This is a genomic window from Tigheibacillus halophilus (genome assembly GCF_042683165.1).
In the GTDB taxonomy this organism is placed as follows: domain Bacteria; phylum Bacillota; class Bacilli; order Bacillales; family Amphibacillaceae; genus Tigheibacillus; species Tigheibacillus halophilus.
This window is the reverse complement of the sequence record NZ_JBHUIZ010000006.1, coordinates 24,549-44,370: the sequence shown is the minus strand read 5'-3', so window position 1 is coordinate 44,370 and position 19,822 is coordinate 24,549. Positions and strand designations below refer to the sequence as shown.

Below are 19,822 nucleotides of genomic sequence, written 5' to 3'. Positions count from 1 at the left end.
AGGGGTGGGGAAATGAAACGTGTTAATGTATTCATCATGTGTCTATTTCTTGTTTCTGTAGCCACAGCAATTTCATTCGGTAAATTAATGACGGATACTGGCACTTTCCTCATTGCCCTGTTGTTTTTCTGGATTTTTTCCACGTTATATTCTCATCTGAGTGTTATTGTCAATAAAGGAAAAATTCGAATGGACTATAGTATATCCTATGGGTTGGCCATCAGTCTGCTTGCCGGTCCACTCGGTGCCTTCATTTTCGAAGGTGTACAGCGTTTTATCGTCTATTTGATACGGAAAATGACCAAAACAGCTGATAAGGAAGAATTCATACATACGTTTTATAATATCGGAGCTTTTGCGTTGAATAACAGTATCGCATATTTCTTATTCATCTGGCTGTCTCCCGCTCTTGAGCATCTCCCCTTAAATCTTGGGTTTTGGCTGCTGATCATGTTGATTGTCAGTATCGTTTCTTTGCTATCAGATTGCTATCTGATCACCGTCTTTTCACTAAGCGGGGAGATGAAATCTATCAAGGAAGCATTCGAATTTATTAAAACACGGAACTTGTTCGATATGGGCAAGACAGCTTTCTCAAATGGCCTGCTATTTGTATTTTTAAACGAGCAGCGCTGGGAAATGCTATTTGCTTTGTTCTTTCTGAATTATCTTGTCAGCCGCTCTTTCTTTGAAAAAACGAATCTGCTTCAGCACAAGATGGAAAGGGATAAATTCAAAGAAATGGCCTACACAGACTTTTTAACCGAGGTACATAACCGGGCTTTCATGGACCACATTATGAATGAACTGGATCAATCCGTTGAAGAGCTGGGAATTGTCGTATGTGACATAGATAATTTCAAGCGGATAAACGACTCATACAATCATGCCGTTGGTGACCGGGTCATACAACAGTTTGCAGCTACTTTACGCCAGCACTTACGGGATGAGGATTATTTATTTCGCAGCGGCGGAGAAGAATTCACGATTTTCCTGCGGCATCGAAGCTATGATGAATGCCTTGTGCTCGTTGAACAAATACGTTCATCCGTCGCCTGCCAGCCTGCCGAAGCAGAATTTAAAGGCCAGCCCATCTTCATAGCGTATACAGCCACTTTCGGCCTATATTACCACCAGACTGATCAGTTGATCGATATGAAATCTGCCTATGTCAGTGCGGATGATCTGCTTTTGTTCACAAAGGATCGGGGTAAAAACGGTTTCTCTGCTAAAAATGGCAAAGACGCAGTACAAGAGCCTTTTTTGTGAAAAATGGATACTGGAGCATCAGCCTGGACTGCCGCCGTATCAGCATGCCTGGGCCATGATATATACACCTGTCCACAGCGCTAAAGACCACGGAAGGCGTTTCAAGTCGTACCATATTGATAGCTATGAATATATAGCTTTCTCAGTGAGATTTTCCTGATTTTTCGCTTATCAACAATTGTCTTTTAAGGAATTTTATGTCTTTCCTGACAAAGGATATGAAGAGTCTCCTGTACTAACTATTGTCCTGCAATGCGAATGAAGTCTTCTGAAAAATTGTTGCATTTTTCTTATTTTCTTAGAAGAAACATAAAATGCGAAGTGGTTAAAAATGAAAATGCTGAATGGCCACTTCAGAAAAACACTGCGCTTTCCGTGGGCGGCTGATGAGCCTCCTCGTGCTATCGCACTGCGGGGTCTCACCTAGGCCTTCGCTCCCACAGGGGTCTCCGTGTTTTTCCTCCGCTGGTATGTGTTATTAATCATAGCGTTCTCTAATATGGCGAATTGTAAATAGTTTTTGTAATTAGCTATACCAGTTCGGATGAGCGCAGAGCGGTGACTCCTTGAAAAAGAAACTCGCTTTTTCTGCGTGCGTTGTGAGTGCTGCCGTAGCGATCCGGACGGAGGCATCAGCAATCCTATTAGACAATTAAACTGGCTGTCAAACTTCAATAGTAACAACCTAGGCGAAGATCGCTTGAAAGAAACTTTAAATGTAGATCAAAAGTCAGATAGTAGTAAGCTGAAGCTGGTGATCGACTACCTCAAGGTTTACCAGCCTTTTTCAGCCTGCGAAAGCTGAGTTAATTAAAAAAACAACTGGCGTTTATAGTTTATTTCGGAAATAGTTCCAAAAAGAATTCCAGTACAAAATGAAGAGCGCGAAAATCTGCGCTCTTCATTCTCTATTATATATTAACCAGCGGTCTTTTTTATTTGCTTGCTGCGTAATTGTCCACAGGCAGCATCGATATCCGCCCCGTTTTCCCAGCGGACCCCGCAGTTGATATTCTTGCTTTGAAGTGTTTCATAAAAATGCTGAATAACAGCAGTATCACTGCGCTGGTACTGATTATGCTCATCAACGGTGTTATACGGAATCAGGTTGACGTAGGACAGGTGCCGCTTATCGTGTAAAAGCCTGGCAAGCTGTAATGCCTCTTCCTCATGGTCGTTGACATCTTTAAGCATAATATATTCAAATGTGATTCGACGGTTGGTCTGTTCCAAGTAATAATCAACGGAGGCCATCAATTTTTCAATTGGAAACGCCCGGTTGATTTTCATAATCTGAGTGCGCAGTTCGTTGTTTGGCGCATGAAGCGAAATGGCCAAATTGACTTGTGACTTCAAGTCGGCAAACTGGTAAATTTTATGTGCAAGGCCGCTTGTTGATACAGTAATATGACGGGCGCCAATTGACAAGCCTTTTTGATCATTAACCACATTTAAAAAGGCAAGCAGATTATCATAGTTATCAAACGGTTCACCAATTCCCATGACCACGATATGGCTGACCCTTTCTTCCTTTCCAACCTGATCGAGATGTGCCTGCACATGCATAATCTGTTCTACAATTTCGCCTGCAGACAGATCACGATTCTTGCGCAGCAATCCGCTTGCACAAAACGAACAGCCGATATTACAACCAACCTGTGTGGTCACACATACTGACAAGCCATACGGAAATCGCATAAGTACCGTTTCAATCAAATTGCCGTCGGGCAATTTGAAGAGAAATTTGATGGTCCCATCACTGGAAACCTGTTTGATTTCTTCTGTTAAAGCATGGATCGTGAAGTTCTCCTCCAATAAAGCAATACAATCATTATTCACATTGTGCATTTCCGAAAATGCGTTGACACGCTTTTCATACAGCCAGTGCCAAACCTGCTTCGCGCGAAATTTCTTTTGTCCGTTTTCGACAAGCCATCCTGTCAATTGCTCGAATGTCATGTTATAAATAGATGGTTTCGACATGGTAAACCTCTTTTCCTGAAAACAATATAAAAAAGGACTGCTATGATACAAGATTCAAAACAGGCCGTCATCACATACGTATTCATCCGTCTCGTTAGTTTCATTCATTACCATACTACCGAAAAATGGGCAAAATGGCAACGATTTATTAAAAGGCAGACATCAAAATCTGTGATTCCCGCCAAAGGGATATGATATTATGATGTTTTATACAGAATAGATAGATCCAATTGTTTTACATCCCTTTGTCCGGCAAGACCAAGGGTGATATCCAAATCAGCGACCATATTCCGTAAAACTTCCTTTACCCCTTGCTCTCCTGCTGCAGCAAGTCCATACATGGCGGGTCTGCCGACAAGAACAGCTTTCGCGCCCAATGCCATCGCCTTGATGATATCCGATCCTCTTCTGATCCCGCTATCCATCAAAATGGGGATCTTGTCCTGCACGACATCGCAAATCTTCGGCAAAGCATGCAAGGCTCCTATCGCCCCATCGACCTGACGTCCCCCATGATTGGAAACAATGATGCCATCTGCTCCATGTTTTATTGCAAGCTTGGCATCTTCCGGGTGAAGTATACCCTTCAGAATAAGCGGCAAACTTGTATGCTTCCGTAAAAAAGCAATATCATTCCATGTCAGACCCGCGTTGCCGAATACCTTTGTCCAATGCATAATGGCAGCTTCAGGGGCCTCTTTTGGATTTCTTTCCAGCTTTGAAAGAAAAGCAGGGTCTGTGAAATAATTACCCACCCCCTCACCCGCAAGAAACGGTAAATAAACATTTTTCAAATCAAATTCACGCCACGCCATCATTGGTGTATCCAGTGTCACCACAATCGCTGAATACCCGCAGTCCTCGGCACGCCGCAAAAAACTTGCTGTTATGTCAGGGTCCCGGCTCCAGTATAGTTGAAACCATTTCGGAGCGTCCCCCATCAATTCTGCCAGTTTTTCCATCGGCACCGTCGAAGCTGAACTTGCAATATATGGCACCCCTAGTGCTGCACAAGCTTTAGCAGAGGCTGTCTCTCCATCAGGATGTATGATTGACTGCACACCGATCGGTGCATGCAGTATCGGATAAGGAAATTTATTTCCGAAGAGATTGACTGAAAGGTCCCTTATCTCTACATCACGCAGCATTCTTGGTACGATTTGCCACTTTTCAAACGCCCGCAAATTCGCTTTCATTGTCTGTTCTCCACCTGCACCGCCAGCAATATAATAGTACGGGCCATCTTCTAATGTTTTCCTTGCCATATCTTCCCATTCTTCATAGACAACCGGCAGTCTACCCGGATCAGGATGCATCATTGTGCTGTATAACTGAAACTGGATAATATTTCCAATGTTTTCCACCAACTCACCCCTGTTCTTTGATTATCCTTTCATGTTAACAGAATTATTCGGCTACATATATATCCCCGATCCATTTATTGGTTTTTTTCAAGAAATAAGCGTAAGCTTTTCGATAAAAGGAGGTATATCTCATTGTTTCAATTAACTGCAGAAAACAGTAAAACATTTCAAGGCATTCCATTATCCGTACTGGATTTGGCTCCTATCAATGAAGGAAGCGACGCGACCACTTCCTTTCAACATAGTGTTGCACTGGCACAGCACACCGAAAATCTTGGATTCAACCGTTATTGGCTGGCAGAGCACCATAGTATGCCAGGCATTGCCAGTTCAGCCACATCTGTCATCATCAGCCATATAGCCAACCATACAGAGCGTATCCGTATCGGTTCTGGGGGTATCATGCTGCCGAACCACGCTTCTCTGGTCATTGCTGAGCAATTTGGCACGCTCGCCTCATTGTTCCCAGGGCGTATCGATTTGGGTTTAGGAAGAGCTCCCGGTTCTGACCACATGACCTCTTACGCGCTTAGAAGAGATCTTCGCCAACGTGTCGAAGAATTTCCAAGTCAAGTAGAGGAGCTGCAGGATTATTTTGCTGGCACCGCTATGGTTCAGGCAGTACCTGGAGAAGGGGCAGATATTCCCATTTGGCTGCTTGGTTCCAGTGATTTCAGCGCCAGGCTTTCTGCTGAAAAAGGATTGCCGTTTTCCTTTGCCAGCCATTTCGCTCCCGATTATATGGATGCTGCTTTAAATCTGTACAGACGAAACTTTAATCCGTCAGATGATCTCGACAAGCCATACACCATGCTCGGCGTAAATGTCATTGCTGCAGATAGTCAAGAAGAAGCAGAATATCTTGCCACTTCGCAGGATCAACAATTTCTTGCATTGCGCAGGGGAACACCTGGGAAGCTTCAACCACCTCTTAAAAATACAAAAGAAGCCTTTTCTTCCATTGAATCTGCCGCAATCGCAAAGAAAAACTTGTCTCGAGCAACGATTATCGGTAATTTGGATACCGTCCGAGTGAAGCTGGCCCGGTTTATTGAGGAAACGAAAGCCGATGAGATTATCATCAACTCGCAAATTTTTGATCCTCAGAAGCGATTACATTCCTATGATTTGGTCGCTGAGTTGTTTGAATAAAAAACGCACAAAACCATTTTGTGGCACAGCGATTTTTGATGAATTTGCTGCCATAGGAGAAAAAGGCTGTTCCAAAGGTCTTACTGTGACTTTCGGAACAGCCTTTCTATGATATGGCTTTTAAACCGGTAACACCGACAATAATGGCGAGTAAACTGACAAGGCGGAAAGCATTTTTGGATTCTCCAAAAAACAGCATATTCAAGATAACAGCGCCAGCAGTACCGATTCCTGTCCACACGGCGTAGGCGACACTAGTCGGCAAATATTGAAACGATGCGTAGATGAACGCGAAAGACAAGCCAAGTCCGCCCGCATAAATCAAACCATGCCAAATATTCCTTTTTCTGCTGAACAGATTCAGGCCAAGTACGCCGACTAATTCACTCACAGCAGCCAAAGTTACAAAAAGCCATCCCATTATTGTGCAGCTCCTTTCTGATTATCGGCAAGCTTCAAGCCGATGACGCCAGCAATGATCAGCACCATGAAACCAACTTTTCCCCAACCAATTGCCTCATCAAATAAGACCAAATCCATAAAAAATGTACCTATGGTTCCAAATCCAGCAAAAATGGCGTATACCGTACCCGTTGGCAGATTTTCACAGGCCTTTGCCAAAAAATGAAGATCCAAGCATATAAAGCTGATGATCCATACCCAATGCCACCACACATGTGCTGTATTGAACCCGTAAATCCAGACAAGCTCCGCCAGGCTTGTCAATATAACGTATAACCATGATTTATTCATTCGTTTTCATACCTCTGTTTCTTTCAATCCTGTTGTAATCATTTGCAGCTTCCCATTCCGAGTGCGCGAGCCGCAAATTCAGTGACCTCTTTCTTTTTCAATTCAGCCGCCTGATCGCCTGCATGTGAATACAGATAGAGCTGTTCAGCTGCTGATTCAATCAGCCCGATCAACAAGACGGCACTCTGTTCCGGATGAATAAGTTCGCTGATGTTGCCAGAAGCTTTTGCCTTAGATAAAAATTCGCTCATCCAGTCATAGTAAGGTGCGTAAATAGTTTCCCAGCTCTGGAGGTATTTGGTGGAGGCTAGTCCAGCATAGACCAATGCAAATACGTCCCGGTACTCGCTCGTCAGCTTGAAAACAATATTGACGACCTGTTCCAGCTGCTCGGCGAAAGTAGCTTTTCCTGGAACCTGCCGTTCAATCTCTCCAAGCATTTTCATCACCATTTCTTCCGCGATGACAGGCATTACAGACAGTTTGGAAGGATAATATAAATAAAAAGTGCCTTGTGCAACGCCAGCCTCTTTTACAATGTCAGATACCTTTGTATTCTCGATGCCTTTTTCTTGGAATACTTTTACGGCTGCGCTGGCTATTTGATATTTTTTTGTCATATTCGCCTCCATTTAAAAATGACTGACTATCAGTCATTTTTAAATCCATTTTACTTCATTCTCACTCTAAATGCAAACCACTGTAGATTTTCCATTATCCTCCAATGTATTTTCAGCTACACAGGATAAACTAAACATAATAAATATGAAGGTGGCTATATAAATTGGAAGAAAAGAAAACATTAGATCTTATCTCTATCGCATCCATTCCGTTAGTCATAACCTTGGGTAACTCCATGCTAATTCCAGTATTGCCCGTTATGGAAAAAAAGCTGGATATCAGTTCTTTTCAAGCCAGTCTGATTATCACGGTTTATTCCTTGATAGCTATTTTCCTTATACCGATAGCCGGCTATCTATCGGATCGATATGGCCGTAAAAAGGTCATTATCCCTAGTCTCATCATTGCTGCTGCGGGCGGATTAATATGCGGTATTTCCGCCATCTTTATCAATAACTCATACTATTTCATCCTCATTGGCAGACTGGTCCAAGGAGTTGGAGCAGCTGGTACATTTCCTGTTGTACTCCCCCTGGTGGGAGACATGTACCGAAATGAAAAAGAGGTCAGCAGTAATCTCGGTTTGATCGAAACAGCTAACACGGCAGGTAAAGTGCTTAGTCCCATCATAGGTGCTTCGCTTGCCCTTATTACCTGGTTTGTGCCTTTGCTAGCCATTCCGGTATTTTGTGCCGTTTCACTTGTTCTTGTCATGTTATTTTTAAAAGTACCTAAGGATGATAAGGGAGAAGCACAGCCAATCAGAGAATTCCTCGCATCCGTCAAAGATATTTTTTCGGAAAAGGGCCGCTGGATTTACACGGTTTTTGCTATTGGCGGTATTTTAATGTATGTCCTTTTTGGTATATTGTTTTATTTATCCAACTTGTTGGAAGAAACACATCATGCAAGTACGATGCTTACCGGGTTAATACTGGCTATTCCGCTTTTAGCCCTGTCTTTATCATCCTACATCACAGGCAGAAAAATTGGAGAAAACAAGCTGAAGATGAAATGGATCACCTTCATCGGCTGTCTCATATTGTCTTTGGCGGTTTTTCTGACTAGTTTCACGCAAAACATTTACATGCTTATTGGAGCAATACTTTTGGGCGGAATCGGCATTGGTGTCAGTCTGCCATGTCTGGATACTTTTATCACTGCCGGGGTTGAAAAATCAGAAAGAGGAACTGTCAGTTCTTTCTACAGCAGTATGCGCTTTATAGGGGTTGCGCTTGGTCCCCCGCTCTTTTCCGTTATTATTAAAAGCTCCCATCAGATTTTATTTTTGACGACTGCCGGAGTAGCTGTTGTAGCCTGCCTATTAACATTAATATTCATCAAGCCAGGGGCCCAAAAGCAAACGAAGCGGATGCAATTTGAATAAAAAAACCTGTGCCACGATTTAATTAGTGGTACAGGTTTTTTCAAACTTTAGTTTATACAAGGCTACAGGCGCTTTTCTTTGTTAAGGTTGTCGTTTGAATGAACCCATTAACCTTTGATACGTTGAGCTATTTCAATGGTGCGTTTTGCCTGGTGTTTGACTGCTGCTTCCACATCTTCCACCATATTTCCGTCTTGATCCACGCTAACGCTGGTGCCGTATGGGTTTCCGCCAGCACCGAACAGAACTGGATCTGTAAAGCCTGGTGCAGCAATAATCGCTCCCCAGTGCATCATTGCAGTATAAAGGGAAAGTATGGTTGCTTCCTGACCGCCATGCGGGTTTTGTGCGGAGGACATGGCACTGACAACTTTATTGACTGTCTTGCCTGTTGCCCATAAACCACCCTGCATATCAAGATATTGCTTCATTTGAGCAGCCATGACACCGAAGCGAGTCGGTACACTGAAAATCACAGCGTCTGCCCAGTCCAAATCATCAGAAGTTGCTTCACGAACATCCGCTGTATTGTCTACATGTTTTTGCCAGAGTGGATTAGTAGCAATTGCTTCTTTTGGAGCAAGTTCAGGAACTTTAACCAGTCTTACCTCTGCTCCAGCTTCCTTCGCTGCTTCTTCAGCCCACTTCGCCATTTGGTGGTTCGTGCCTGTGGAACTGTAATAAATGATAGACAATTTAACATTTGCCATATAAAATCAATCTCCTTTTATTTATATTTCTTTTTACAAACCTAGCATGCCTTATGCCAACAATTCTAATCGCTCATGTTTATAAAAAGTTATGTAACCATTAAGTTCCTTTCAGAAACCTAGTTACTTTATGTAATAAATATAATACGTTATTAACGTTATGTCAAGTAAGTCAGTAATAAAAAATAATCCTAAATCGTAATATTTTTCTGCATAAAAAAAGAGGTATTCGCCAATACGGCGAATACCCTGGTTACATTTACTTCAGAAATCGGCTTTTTTTCCTTTCATTTTACCGCAACCGCTCATCATGCCAACATTATTTTCTCAAGTGCAAGTGGCTGTACATACTCGCCGTCCTTATATACACGCATATTGCCACCGGATATTTCGTCAATCAATAGAATTTCACCGTTGGTATCGCGCCCGAATTCTAATTTAATGTCATAAAGATCCATATCTTTATCAGCAAGCTGTTTTTGGATAATCCGCGCGATTTGCTGTGTCAGTTCTTTCAGTATATCATATTCTACAGCTGACAAAATGCCGAGCATATCAAGTGCATCCTTCGAAATAGGGGGGTCTAACCTTTGATCATCCTTCAATGTCACTTCCACGAATGCGTCCAATGGCTGCCCCTCTTCTGCATATTTTTCATAACGTCTAAGAAAGCTGCCTACAGCGCGGAACCGGCAAATCACTTCCAATCCTTCCCCAAAAACGGTCGCCGGAACTACTTTCATTGTTCGGGCTGCGATATCGGCATCCAGATAATGCGTAGGAATCCCATGTTCTTTCAGTTTTTCAAAGAAAAACGATGTCAGGCGAAGACCGGCTTTCCCTGCACCTTCCATTGTCAGACCAACTGTATTGGCCCCCGGATCGAATACACCGTTCTCACCTGTCACATCATCTTTAAATTTCAATAGATAATTGCCGTCCTCAAGTCCATACACATCTTTTGTTTTCCCGGTATAAATAGGTTTCATGCGACAAATCCTCTCTGTGTGTTGGTATGTGATTCGCAATTCATATGTAAAGTTTCGCCTTCATTATACCAACAGGTAAAACCTGCGACAATAGACCATTTGCATTTTTCATTTTTTTCTTGATTACATAAAGGCACATACAGCAATAGTGTTGTACGTGCCTTATGCAGGGAGTCAGCTGAATATTCTTTTGATTTCCGAAATCTCTTTCTCATTCAATGTCACTTCTGCAGCCTTCAAATTAGCAAGGACCTGTGCAGGCTTTTTCGCTCCTGGAATCACGACATCGATCGGTTTCTGTGTCAGATACCAAGCAAGCACCAGATTTGCAGTATCGACTCCTTTACTGTGCGCGATCTCTTTCAGTTGTTCAACTTTTGCAAGATTTTTTAAGAATGCTTCACCTTGCAAGTGCGGTTTTTCCGAGCGAAAATCATCAAACATCGTATTTTCATCATATTTCCCTGTCAAAATTCCTGATGCGAACGGAAAATAAGGGACAAAGGAGATATTTTGCTCTGTGGCATACGGGAAGATTTCCTTCTCCGCGCCGCGGAACAACAGATTATATTCTCCCTGGTACACATCCACATATCCATCCATATTCGCTTCTTTTAATTGGTCAGTGGTGAAGTTAGAAACACCGATAGCCCGAATTTTACCAGCATCTTTCATCTCCTTCAGCGCGCCGACAGCTTCATATTTTGGCGTGTTCTCATCAGGAAAATGAATATAAAACAAATCGATATAGTCTGTCTGCAGCCGTTTTAGACTGGCGTCGACACATTCCTTCAAAAACTCAGGGTGGTTATCGTGAACATAATCGCTGCCTGACTTTTTATGGGAGCCTTTTGTGGCCAAAACGATATGATGACGGTTGCCTTCTTCTTTTATGACTTGGCCGGTTAATTCTTCCGAGCGGCCCTCGCCATAGATGAAAGCAGTATCGACAAAATCTAAACCATTTCTTATGCCTGTGCGAACAACTTCTTTCCCCTTTTCCTCATCCAAATTGGGGTATAAATTATGTCCTCCGACTGCATTTGTACCGAGTCCGACTGGATGAACCTGAAAATCGGTTTTCCCCATGGTTACTTTATTCATGCACTATCATCCTTTTTTAGGTTTTACGTCCATGTAACCTGTCATGCTTCCTTTCAAACATTCAGGCGCAGACTGCTAAATCATTTCATCATCGTTTTAGGCATTAGCGCTGCGACCACCTCGCCTTTAACGCAGCACGTATCACCGGCGAAAAGTTCCGTATGTACTATCCATTTTTTAGGATGAACTTCTTCGACGGTTCCGACCAGTTTCAGCGGGGTTTCATGTGGTGTCGGCTTCAAAAAGTCAACATGCAATGAGGCTGTCACAAAACGCGGCGGTTCTATGCCATCACCGGGTTCATGGCCATTTTTGCGGTGCAAGGCCAAAGCAGCAGACCCCGTGCCATGGCAGTCAATGATGGAGGCGATCAATCCGCCATAGACAAAGCCAGGAATAGCTGTATGTTCTTTTCTCGGATGAAAGATAGTAACGGTTTTATCTCCTATCCAGCCTGTCCGGATATGCAATCCATCGGCATTCAGTTTGCCGCAGCCATAGCAAAAAGAGTAATCATCGGCGTACTCATCCTGAATAGCATAGGTAACTTGCGTCGTAGTCATGTAAATTCCCCCTTTTCCTCATTGTATCATACCATCCGGAAAACTTTGAAATCGTTTTCTATGATAATGGTTGTTTTTAAACGTTTGACCACATATAATGAATCTTAATATGAGTTTGTCTAACTATTGTTAAAAAACATATAAGAATGAGGGGAATTTATGGGTAAGCGGATTGTTTATTATTTGCTGACAAATATTTTGGTCGTACTTACGATTGGTATCATTTTCTCTTTGATTGGCCGAGGCTGGTACATTGAAAATGGACAAATCAACTTGATCGATTTGCTGATTTTTAGTGCTATTGTCGGTTTCACCGGTTCATTTATTTCACTGTTGATGTCACGATGGATGGCCAAGAAAATGATGGGTGTACAAGTCATCAACACCAACAGCAACATGTCCGAAAGCGAACGGCAGCTCGTTGAAAAAGTGCATCGTCTTTGTCGTGCAGCTGGATTAATGCATATGCCCGAAGTAGGTATTTATCATTCTGCAGAAGTGAATGCATTTGCGACTGGACCATCCAAGAAACGTTCTCTTGTAGCTGTTTCAACAGGACTGCTGCAAGAAATGGATGACGATGCGGTAGAAGGGGTCCTCGCACACGAAGTGGCACACATTGCCAACGGTGATATGGTCACCATGACCCTTTTGCAAGGCGTCGTAAACACTTTTGTCGTATTCCTTGCACGCATCGCCGCCTTTATTGCATCACGATTTGTTAAGGAAGAAATGGCACCGATTGTCCACTTCCTTGCGATTATTATATTTCAGCTCATTTTTTCCATTTTGGGCAGTCTCGTTGTTTTCGCTTACTCCAGACACAGAGAATTTCACGCGGATAAGGGCGGGGCAGATTTGGCTGGGAAAGACAAAATGCGTCACGCATTAGAATCCTTGAAGCACTACACAAATCGTATTCGCGGTGATGAACAGACTGCCATGTCTACACTGAAAATCAACGGAAAACGTAGAGCTTCCATTTTCGCCACGCATCCTGATTTAGATGAGCGGATCAGCCGATTGCAATAAAATGACTTAAAATGCACTTGACACTGTTTCTCCTGAAATCTGAGGAAGATATAGTTCAAGTGCTTTTTAGATAGCGTGATACTTTTTTTACGAACCTTCCTGCTTCTCGGCTGCCAAAGCTTCTCACCTCTATTTAACCTTCCCCAACTTGTTTTGACTCCTTATGTTGAATCCCAGCTCCAAATCCCGCATTGGAATCACATTTCATAACTGTATTACCTTTGGTGGCACCGGGTTTCCCTCTTCCAAATTTTTCTGGTATTCCTACGTTTTTTTTGATAACCTTGAGTAGGATTATTGGAAGTGCTTTTATACTATCTTTTATTTTACCTGGAGGGAAATGCATGAGACATATCGTTATTCTAGGCGGAGGCTATGGCGGCATTAAAGTGCTCATCGGGTTGCTCAGCCGGAACCTGCCGGATGATGTACAAATCACCCTGGTCGATAAAAACCCGTATCAATCATTGAAAACAGAATTCTTCACCATTGCTGCGGGGACTGCTGCGGAAAGAGATGTTCGCTTGGATTTCCCTGAAGATGACCGCATACAATATATTTTTCATGACGTGAAAAAAGTAGATACGGAAAACCAGCAAATCCTATTCCATGATTCGAATGACATTGTATCATACGACTATCTTGTTTTCGGATTAGGCTGCGAGGATAACTACCACGGTGTGCCTGGTGCTGAGGAGTTCACCCATAGTGTGCAGTCTTTCAGCCAAGCCAGAAGTACAGGTCTTGCTGTTTGTAATCTGAAAGCCTATGGTAAAGCGACCATTGTCGGTGCTGGCTTAAGTGGTATTGAAGTGGCTGCAGAAATCAGGGAAAGCAGAAAAGATCTGAATATCCGCTTGCTTGACAGAGGTGGATCCGTCTTAAAGGCTTTTGATGCCAGAATTCGGGCATATGTAGAAGATTGGTTTTTAAAAAACGGTGTAGAAGTATTGCATCATGCTGACGTGGAATATGTGGAAAAAGACGGCGTTTGCAATAACGGTGTCTGTTATGTGAATGATACAACCATATGGACTGCAGGTGTACAGCCGCACCACGTATCAAGAGACCTTCCCTTTACAAAAGATCGCCAGGATAAATTGGTCGTCAATGAATTTTTTCAAATACCTCAACAGACTAACATTTATGTTGTCGGTGATTGTGCATCATCCGAATTTTCTCCCAGTGCCCAGCTTGCTGGCGCACAAGGAGAGCAAGTCGCAGATGTCCTGCATACTATTGTTCACGGCAAAGAGCCAAAAATTCCAAGGCCTATCAAACTGAAAGGGACACTTGGTTCGCTAGGCAGAAACGACGGGTTTGGAAATATGTTCCAACAGCCATTCACCGGATTTCTGCCCCGACTCGCCAAGTCCGGTGTACTCTGGCTGAGCAAGCGTCATTAATACGTTAGAAAACCTTTTATTTTTTATCGTACATCCAATGCTTATTTTAAAAGGATGCGCACCAGGCGGTACGCATCCTTTTGCTTTATCTTTGTTTTTTGCTGATATATTCGTTTGGTTCTTCTTCACCTTGCGAATTGTGGTTTTTAAATTGACTCAGTCGGCCATTGCGGTGTTCTCCTGCATTTTTATTTTCCTTAAATTGATTGTTGAATTCTTTTTCCTTATTGACCAAGTACATCCCCTCCTTCATGTATTAGTTTTTGAGCAAGTGACAAAAACTATACAATGTAAGGGTATTTCTTAAGCAAGCTGCTGCAATGCATCCGCTATGTCTGTATCCCCTGACACAACATCGAAAGCCCGGCGATATGAATTACTGTCATCAAGCAATGTGCAGATGATTCTTGCAACATCTTCCCTTGGAATACTACCCCCGGTGAGCTGTTTTCCAACTGTTACTTTCCCGGTTCCAGCATCATCAAGCAAACCTCCTGGCCGTACAATCGTATAATCCAGGCTGCTTCGCATCAATTCCAGATCAGCATAATATTTCGCGACATAATACGGCTTAATTTTTTCATTCCAATTCTCCCGATTATCCGCTTGAAGCGCGCTGACAATGACAAAGCGCTTAATACCAGCGACTCCAGCTGCTTCCATCATTTTAACCGCTCCATCCAAATCGACAAGTAAGGTTTTATCTGGGCCAGTGGAACCGCCCGAACCTGCTGTGAACACAATCGCATCACAGCCTTTTGCCGCTGCTGCAAGTTCATTGACAGGATCCTCCAGATTAGCCAATACCGTCTCTACTCCGGCTTCCTTGAAAGCGCCGGCCTGTTCCTTTTTGCGGACCATGGCTTTTACAGTATGCTTATCGCCATCTTGCAGCATATCCACGAGTTTACGACCTATTTTTCCATTTGCACCTGCTACTAAAACTTTCATATCCAATTTCTCCTCATGATCATATATTTAGGCTTGTTTTTGCCTATTTTGCTAATCGATGTACGGTTGACAAAACTGCTATCATTAAATAATTGCGCTTGGTTAAAAGCGGTGTTTGGTATCTTACCGCGGGAATTTCTCACTTGCAAAAATGGCAGGCGCACCTCAACTATGTACGCCTGCCATATTTTTCTATACTAAACAAGATAAGTTGCTGCTTCCGGGCTGTTCTCTACCATAAGCAATACATTCCCCTGGTCCATGTCCTCTTCATATTTTTCTGCCTCAGCTTGTGAGAAGCCCATATCATTCAGCTTGTTGCGCAATTCATCCCCTTTTTTATTGAAAAGGTTGCCTACCGCATTTCCGAAATCCATTTCCTGGATTCCAACTGTGTTTGCACCGGCATTTCCGGCCACCCTTTTCGTCCGATCATCGTCGTGGGATAAAATATAGATGTTCTCTTTAGATACTCCTTTGTCCTTTAGCACTCTTACGTCATTTTGCAGCTGTTCATCATTTTTATATTCTTTTACAAATGGTTTCATACCTTAAATTATCCTCCTTATTGTTGTTGTTGATAATGATATTCCCGTTTTGGGATTGGCTAAACATCGCAGCACACCCGTCAGCAAGCAAGCGTTATATGTGATTACGCAAAAAAATCATCCGCTTGCTGTGGATGATTTTTTGAACTCTTTCACTAAGCATGTAACTTTTCCGGATGCCCGCCAAGCAGTATAGCCAATAAGGCTTTTTGTGCGTGCAGCCTGTTTTCAGCCTGCTGAAACACGGCAGATTGTTTGGAATCCATCACTTCTGAAGCGACTTCCTGCCCGCGATGAGCAGGTAAACAGTGCATGAATATTGCATCTGGCTTCGCTTCATGCATCATTTTTTGATTTACTTGAAATTTGGAAAATAATTCATTTTTATCTTTTCCTTCTTGCCCCATACTTGTCCAAACATCCGTATAAACTGCATCTGCCTTGAAAACGGCCGAGAAAGCATCATTGGTGACAGTCACCTTCCCTCCTGAGGCAGCCGCCAGCTTTTTCGCCTGCTGAACCACTGCGTGAGACGGTTCACACCCAGGCGGAGTCGCCACCGCAATGTCCATCCCCATCATTGCAGCAGCAATTAGCAGGGAATGAGAGACATTATTGCCATCACCAATATAAGTAATTTTTAAACCCACAAGGCTTCCCTTATTTTCTTCAATTGTCAATAAATCTGCGAGTGCCTGGCATGGGTGATATAAATCCGTCAACCCGTTGATGACCGGGATAGACGCATGCGCTGCCAGCTCTTCTACCATCTCCTGTGAAAATGTGCGAATCATGATACCATCCAAATAGCCTGATAGTACCTTAGCTGTATCAGCAATACTTTCTCCCCTGGAGAGCTGCATGTCTTCTTCTTTCAGGAACATAGCGCTGCCGCCAAGCTGGAACATACCTGCTTCGAAGGAAATTCGTGTTCTTGTTGAAGGCTTTGCAAATATCATTCCCAGCATTTTTCCTTTTAAAAGCTCCGTGGGTCGTTCTTTTTTATGGTATTCCTTCAGTGTTGCTGCCAAATCAAGTATATACTGCACTTCTCCGGCACTATATGCGGACAGGGTCAACAAATCTTTTCCAATCAATGTTTTTTCTGGTTTCTCTTTGACAGAAGCAGTATTCATGATAAGTGAGCACCTTCCTTTACAGATGTTAGTTTTTCATACTTTTGAGCTGTCCATTCATCCGTTTCCTGCAAAAGACATTCCACTGTCTGCAGTTGTTCATGGACACGATTGATAGCTGTACCCCCAGCGACGTCACGCGCATTGACGACTGCCATCCCTGTCAACGCTTGGTAAATATCTTCATCAATCAGGTCCGAAAAGCTTTTCATTTCCGCAAGCGAAAGATCGAGAATGAACTTGTCGCCTTGTTGTATACAATACAACACAATCTGTCCTACAACAGCATGTGCTTCTCGAAACGGCAGTCCTTTTGAAACGAGGTAATCTGCTAAATCAGTAGCATTTGAGAAATCGTCACTTACCGCCTGTTGCATTTTTTCCTTATTCACCCTCATGCTTTCGATCATGGGTGAGAAAAGCTGTAATGCGCCTTTTAATGTATCTACCGTGTCAAACATCCCTTCTTTGTCTTCTTGCATATCTTTGTTATATGCCAGCGGAAGACCTTTCAGAGTGGTTAACATTCCCATCAAATTGCCATACACACGGCCACTCTTACCACGCACGAGCTCAGCCACGTCCGGGTTTTTCTTTTGCGGCATCATGCTGCTGCCCGTACAGAAGGCATCATCCAATTCAATGAATTTAAATTCAGCACTGGACCAAATCACGAGTTCCTCACATAGTCTCGATAAATGGGCTATGAGCAAGGAGGCGTTCGCAAGAAATTCAACAACAAAGTCCCGGTCACTTACAGCATCCAGACTATTATCACATATACCGTCCATGCCAAGCAGATCGCTGACGATATACCGATCAATTGGAAAAGTTGTTCCGGCCAAAGCCCCAGCCCCAAGCGGAGACTTATTAACCCGCTTCCAGCTCTCCTGCAGGCGTTCAATATCACGCTGCAGCATAAAAATGTAGGCAAGCAAATGGTGGGCAAAAGACACAGGCTGTGCTCTTTGCAGATGGGTATATCCCGGCATGAGCGTGTCTGCCTGCTCCTCTGCTGTATTTGCAAGGGCCTCTTGTAACGAAGCCGCCAGTGAAATCAGCTCAAGTAATTCTTCTCGCAGATACAATCTCATATCCAGCGCTACCTGATCGTTACGGCTGCGTCCGGTATGAAGCTTTCCACCCACAGGGCCAATTTCATCTATCAGGAGTTTTTCGATATTCATGTGGATATCTTCGTTTTCTACATGCATTTTTACTTTCCCAGCCGCTATTTTCTCAGCGATGGCACGCAAACCGTCCTGAATATTTCCCGCTTCGGTTTCAGAAAGAATATCACACTGCTTCAGCATCTCGACGTGTGCCATGCTGCCAATGACATCTTGTTTCGCCAGTCTTTTATCAAAGTGGATCGATGCCGTATATTCGTCTACCAGCTCATTCGTAGGTTTCGTGAAACGCCCCCCCCACAGTTTCATGACTGCACCGTCTCTTTTACATCAGGTTTTGCTTTTTCAAGCAGAGATTGCTTGTTTTCATTTTGATTCACTTTCGCATGTACCTCTGTTGGCAAACCCCATAATTTGATAAAACCAAGCGCCGCATCATGGTCGAAACTGTCTTCCTTTGTATAAGTCGCCAGGTCCATTTGATATAGTGATTGTTCTGAGACACGTCCAGTCACTTGCACATGACCTTTATACAGCTGCAAACGTACTTTACCGCTGACCGTTTTTTGCGTTTCGCTGATAAACGACTTCAATGCGCTGGTTAACGGGGAATACCATAGTCCGTAATAGATGGCCTGGGACAGCTTTTGTTCAATAATTGGCTTGAACTCGGCAACCTCCCTCGTCAATGTCAGCGCTTCTAATTCCTGGTGGGCAGCAATCAGCGTTACAGCTGCAGGCGCTTCATAAATCTCCCTTGATTTAATGCCGACCAAACGATTTTCCACATGATCGATTCTGCCGACGCCATGAGCTCCTGCCAGCTTATTTAATTGCAAAATCAATTCATCTAATGGCAGTGATTCACCGTTTAAAGCAACCGGCTTGCCTGCTGCAAATGTAATCTCTAGTGTTTCCGGTTCATCTGGTGCATCTTTAAGTGAAGCGGTCAGATCGAATGCTTCTTCAGGCGGTGTAGCCCATGGGTCTTCCAGCACACCGCATTCATTGCTGCGTCCCCACAAATTTTGATCGATGCTGAACGGATTATCGACATCAATCGGAATAGCTATGCCATTTTGTTGTGCATAAGCGATTTCCTCTTCACGTGACATTGCCCACTCCCGAACAGGGGCAACGATTTTCAATTCTGGTGCCAGCGCTGTGAAAGCCACATCGAAACGCACTTGGTCGTTACCTTTTCCGGTACAGCCATGTGCAATAGCAGATGCTCCTTCTTTATGCGCGATTTCAGTAAGGATCTTTGCTATCAAGGGTCGCGACAAAGCAGATATCAATGGGTATTTTCCTTCATAGAGTGCATTCGCCTGCAAGGCAGGCAATACATACTCCTCAGCAAGCAATGCTTTTGCATCAATACAGTACGACTTGATCGCACCTACCTGCAGTGCTTTCTTTTGTACAAAGTCCAAATCTTTGCCTTCCCCGACATCCAAAGCCACTGCAATGACATCATATTCATATTTGTCCTGTAACCATTTGATAGCCACTGATGTATCTAAACCACCCGAATATGCCAATACCACTTTTTCCTTAGCCATACTACCCCTCCGTTATCTATGTGTTGTATATTTATTCTCGTTATTGAATTATTATGCATCAATTTGCATAGAAATGCAAGAGGTAAATTTAGAAAAATGAATTAGTTGCAAATAAACTGCTTTAGGTTGAAATATTTGATAAAAATTACAAATGAAATTTCA

The 19,822-nt window shown here is 43.2% G+C and carries 20 protein-coding genes; 5 read left to right on the top strand and 15 right to left on the bottom strand.

Going from position 1 to position 19,822, the window contains the following annotated elements:
- Positions 1–12: 12 nt before the first annotated feature.
- A complete protein-coding gene (locus ACFSMW_RS08705) occupies positions 13–1,269 on the top strand; it encodes a GGDEF domain-containing protein (protein ID WP_390354865.1) in 1,257 nt (418 codons plus the stop codon).
- Positions 1,270–2,187: 918 nt separating this feature from the next.
- On the opposite strand, the gene rlmN is transcribed toward ACFSMW_RS08705, so the two are convergent.
- Positions 2,188–3,252 (bottom strand): dual-specificity RNA methyltransferase RlmN, encoded by a 1,065-nt coding sequence (gene rlmN, locus ACFSMW_RS08700; RefSeq protein ID WP_390354863.1) that lies wholly within the window; start codon positions 3,250–3,252, stop codon positions 2,188–2,190.
- 197 nt (positions 3,253–3,449) lie between these two features.
- Entirely contained in the window at positions 3,450–4,616 is a 1,167-nt protein-coding gene (locus ACFSMW_RS08695) for a lactate 2-monooxygenase (protein ID WP_390354861.1), read from the bottom strand.
- Positions 4,617–4,748: 132 nt separating this feature from the next.
- On the opposite strand from ACFSMW_RS08695, the gene ACFSMW_RS08690 reads away from it, so the two are divergent.
- Positions 4,749–5,768, top strand: a complete 1,020-nt coding sequence (locus ACFSMW_RS08690; RefSeq protein WP_390354859.1) for an LLM class flavin-dependent oxidoreductase — start codon at positions 4,749–4,751, stop codon at positions 5,766–5,768.
- A 106-nt stretch (positions 5,769–5,874) separates the two neighbouring features.
- On the opposite strand, the gene ACFSMW_RS08685 is transcribed toward ACFSMW_RS08690, so the two are convergent.
- The 3 genes from ACFSMW_RS08685 to ACFSMW_RS08675 are packed head-to-tail and all read right to left on the bottom strand — an operon-like array spanning position 5,875 to position 7,141.
- Complete coding sequence (locus ACFSMW_RS08685; RefSeq protein ID WP_390354857.1) at positions 5,875–6,189, bottom strand: DMT family transporter; 315 nt, start codon at positions 6,187–6,189, stop codon at positions 5,875–5,877.
- Positions 6,189–6,521, bottom strand: coding sequence for a DMT family transporter (locus ACFSMW_RS08680; RefSeq protein ID WP_390354855.1), 333 nt, complete (start codon positions 6,519–6,521; stop codon positions 6,189–6,191). Before ACFSMW_RS08680 ends, ACFSMW_RS08685 begins: the two co-directional genes overlap by 1 nt.
- A gap of 38 nt (positions 6,522–6,559) precedes the next feature.
- On the bottom strand, positions 6,560–7,141 hold the full coding sequence (locus tag ACFSMW_RS08675) for a TetR/AcrR family transcriptional regulator (RefSeq protein ID WP_390354853.1): 582 nt from the start codon (positions 7,139–7,141) through the stop codon (positions 6,560–6,562).
- A 164-nt stretch (positions 7,142–7,305) separates the two neighbouring features.
- Between ACFSMW_RS08675 and ACFSMW_RS08670 the strand changes: the two genes are divergently transcribed.
- Positions 7,306–8,529, top strand: coding sequence for an MFS transporter (locus ACFSMW_RS08670; protein WP_390354852.1), 1,224 nt, complete (start codon positions 7,306–7,308; stop codon positions 8,527–8,529).
- A 107-nt stretch (positions 8,530–8,636) separates the two neighbouring features.
- On the opposite strand, the gene wrbA is transcribed toward ACFSMW_RS08670, so the two are convergent.
- The 4 genes from wrbA to ACFSMW_RS08650 form a co-directional block, all read right to left on the bottom strand.
- A complete protein-coding gene (wrbA, locus tag ACFSMW_RS08665) occupies positions 8,637–9,239 on the bottom strand; it encodes an NAD(P)H:quinone oxidoreductase (RefSeq protein WP_390354851.1) in 603 nt (200 codons plus the stop codon).
- Positions 9,240–9,547: 308 nt separating this feature from the next.
- A complete protein-coding gene (locus tag ACFSMW_RS08660; protein ID WP_390354850.1) occupies positions 9,548–10,228 on the bottom strand; it encodes a phosphoribosylaminoimidazolesuccinocarboxamide synthase in 681 nt (226 codons plus the stop codon).
- A 174-nt stretch (positions 10,229–10,402) separates the two neighbouring features.
- Positions 10,403–11,332, bottom strand: a complete 930-nt coding sequence (locus ACFSMW_RS08655; RefSeq protein WP_390354848.1) for an aldo/keto reductase — start codon at positions 11,330–11,332, stop codon at positions 10,403–10,405.
- Positions 11,333–11,412: 80 nt separating this feature from the next.
- On the bottom strand, positions 11,413–11,895 hold the full coding sequence (locus ACFSMW_RS08650; RefSeq protein WP_390354846.1) for a PaaI family thioesterase: 483 nt from the start codon (positions 11,893–11,895) through the stop codon (positions 11,413–11,415).
- Positions 11,896–12,054: 159 nt separating this feature from the next.
- On the opposite strand from ACFSMW_RS08650, the gene htpX reads away from it, so the two are divergent.
- Both htpX and ACFSMW_RS08640 read left to right on the top strand, forming a co-directional pair.
- A complete protein-coding gene (gene htpX / locus ACFSMW_RS08645; RefSeq protein ID WP_390354844.1) occupies positions 12,055–12,927 on the top strand; it encodes a protease HtpX in 873 nt (290 codons plus the stop codon).
- A gap of 344 nt (positions 12,928–13,271) precedes the next feature.
- A complete protein-coding gene (locus ACFSMW_RS08640) occupies positions 13,272–14,333 on the top strand; it encodes an NAD(P)/FAD-dependent oxidoreductase (protein WP_390354842.1) in 1,062 nt (353 codons plus the stop codon).
- Between the two features lie 85 nt (positions 14,334–14,418).
- Here the strand turns inward: ACFSMW_RS08640 and ACFSMW_RS08635 are convergent, their stop codons facing one another.
- The 6 genes from ACFSMW_RS08635 to ACFSMW_RS08610 all read right to left on the bottom strand — a co-directional run bounded on the left by ACFSMW_RS08635 (position 14,419) and on the right by ACFSMW_RS08610 (position 19,660).
- Positions 14,419–14,568 (bottom strand): hypothetical protein, encoded by a 150-nt coding sequence (locus ACFSMW_RS08635; RefSeq protein ID WP_390354841.1) that lies wholly within the window; start codon positions 14,566–14,568, stop codon positions 14,419–14,421.
- 68 nt (positions 14,569–14,636) lie between these two features.
- A complete protein-coding gene (locus tag ACFSMW_RS08630; RefSeq protein ID WP_390354839.1) occupies positions 14,637–15,284 on the bottom strand; it encodes an SDR family oxidoreductase in 648 nt (215 codons plus the stop codon).
- Between the two features lie 197 nt (positions 15,285–15,481).
- Positions 15,482–15,832 (bottom strand): YflT domain-containing protein, encoded by a 351-nt coding sequence (locus ACFSMW_RS08625; protein ID WP_390354837.1) that lies wholly within the window; start codon positions 15,830–15,832, stop codon positions 15,482–15,484.
- Between the two features lie 155 nt (positions 15,833–15,987).
- On the bottom strand, positions 15,988–16,968 hold the full coding sequence (argF, locus tag ACFSMW_RS08620) for an ornithine carbamoyltransferase (protein ID WP_390354835.1): 981 nt from the start codon (positions 16,966–16,968) through the stop codon (positions 15,988–15,990).
- Positions 16,965–18,407, bottom strand: a complete 1,443-nt coding sequence (gene argH / locus ACFSMW_RS08615) for an argininosuccinate lyase (RefSeq protein ID WP_390354834.1) — start codon at positions 18,405–18,407, stop codon at positions 16,965–16,967. Before argH ends, argF begins: the two co-directional genes overlap by 4 nt.
- A complete protein-coding gene (locus tag ACFSMW_RS08610) occupies positions 18,404–19,660 on the bottom strand; it encodes an argininosuccinate synthase (protein ID WP_390354832.1) in 1,257 nt (418 codons plus the stop codon). Before ACFSMW_RS08610 ends, argH begins: the two co-directional genes overlap by 4 nt.
- Positions 19,661–19,822: the final 162 nt, after the last annotated feature.

Excerpts from the sequence above, each read along its gene's own strand:
- ACFSMW_RS08640 (WP_390354842.1), top strand. The coding sequence starts at position 13,272 with ATGAGACATATCGTTATTCTAGGCGGAGGCTATGGCGGCATTAAAGTG.
- ACFSMW_RS08675 (WP_390354853.1), bottom strand. The coding sequence starts at position 7,141 with ATGACAAAAAAATATCAAATAGCCAGCGCAGCCGTAAAAGTATTCCAA.
- htpX (WP_390354844.1), top strand. The coding sequence starts at position 12,055 with ATGGGTAAGCGGATTGTTTATTATTTGCTGACAAATATTTTGGTCGTA.
- ACFSMW_RS08650 (WP_390354846.1), bottom strand. The coding sequence starts at position 11,895 with ATGACTACGACGCAAGTTACCTATGCTATTCAGGATGAGTACGCCGAT.
- wrbA (WP_390354851.1), bottom strand. The coding sequence starts at position 9,239 with ATGGCAAATGTTAAATTGTCTATCATTTATTACAGTTCCACAGGCACG.
- ACFSMW_RS08610 (WP_390354832.1), bottom strand. The coding sequence starts at position 19,660 with ATGGCTAAGGAAAAAGTGGTATTGGCATATTCGGGTGGTTTAGATACA.
- ACFSMW_RS08680 (WP_390354855.1), bottom strand. The coding sequence starts at position 6,521 with ATGAATAAATCATGGTTATACGTTATATTGACAAGCCTGGCGGAGCTT.
- ACFSMW_RS08660 (WP_390354850.1), bottom strand. The coding sequence starts at position 10,228 with ATGAAACCTATTTATACCGGGAAAACAAAAGATGTGTATGGACTTGAG.
- argF (WP_390354835.1), bottom strand. The coding sequence starts at position 16,968 with ATGAATACTGCTTCTGTCAAAGAGAAACCAGAAAAAACATTGATTGGA.
- ACFSMW_RS08625 (WP_390354837.1), bottom strand. The coding sequence starts at position 15,832 with ATGAAACCATTTGTAAAAGAATATAAAAATGATGAACAGCTGCAAAAT.
- ACFSMW_RS08705 (WP_390354865.1), top strand. The coding sequence starts at position 13 with ATGAAACGTGTTAATGTATTCATCATGTGTCTATTTCTTGTTTCTGTA.
- argH (WP_390354834.1), bottom strand. The coding sequence starts at position 18,407 with ATGAAACTGTGGGGGGGGCGTTTCACGAAACCTACGAATGAGCTGGTA.
- ACFSMW_RS08630 (WP_390354839.1), bottom strand. The coding sequence starts at position 15,284 with ATGAAAGTTTTAGTAGCAGGTGCAAATGGAAAAATAGGTCGTAAACTC.
- ACFSMW_RS08655 (WP_390354848.1), bottom strand. The coding sequence starts at position 11,332 with ATGAATAAAGTAACCATGGGGAAAACCGATTTTCAGGTTCATCCAGTC.
- rlmN (WP_390354863.1), bottom strand. The coding sequence starts at position 3,252 with ATGTCGAAACCATCTATTTATAACATGACATTCGAGCAATTGACAGGA.
- ACFSMW_RS08685 (WP_390354857.1), bottom strand. The coding sequence starts at position 6,189 with ATGGGATGGCTTTTTGTAACTTTGGCTGCTGTGAGTGAATTAGTCGGC.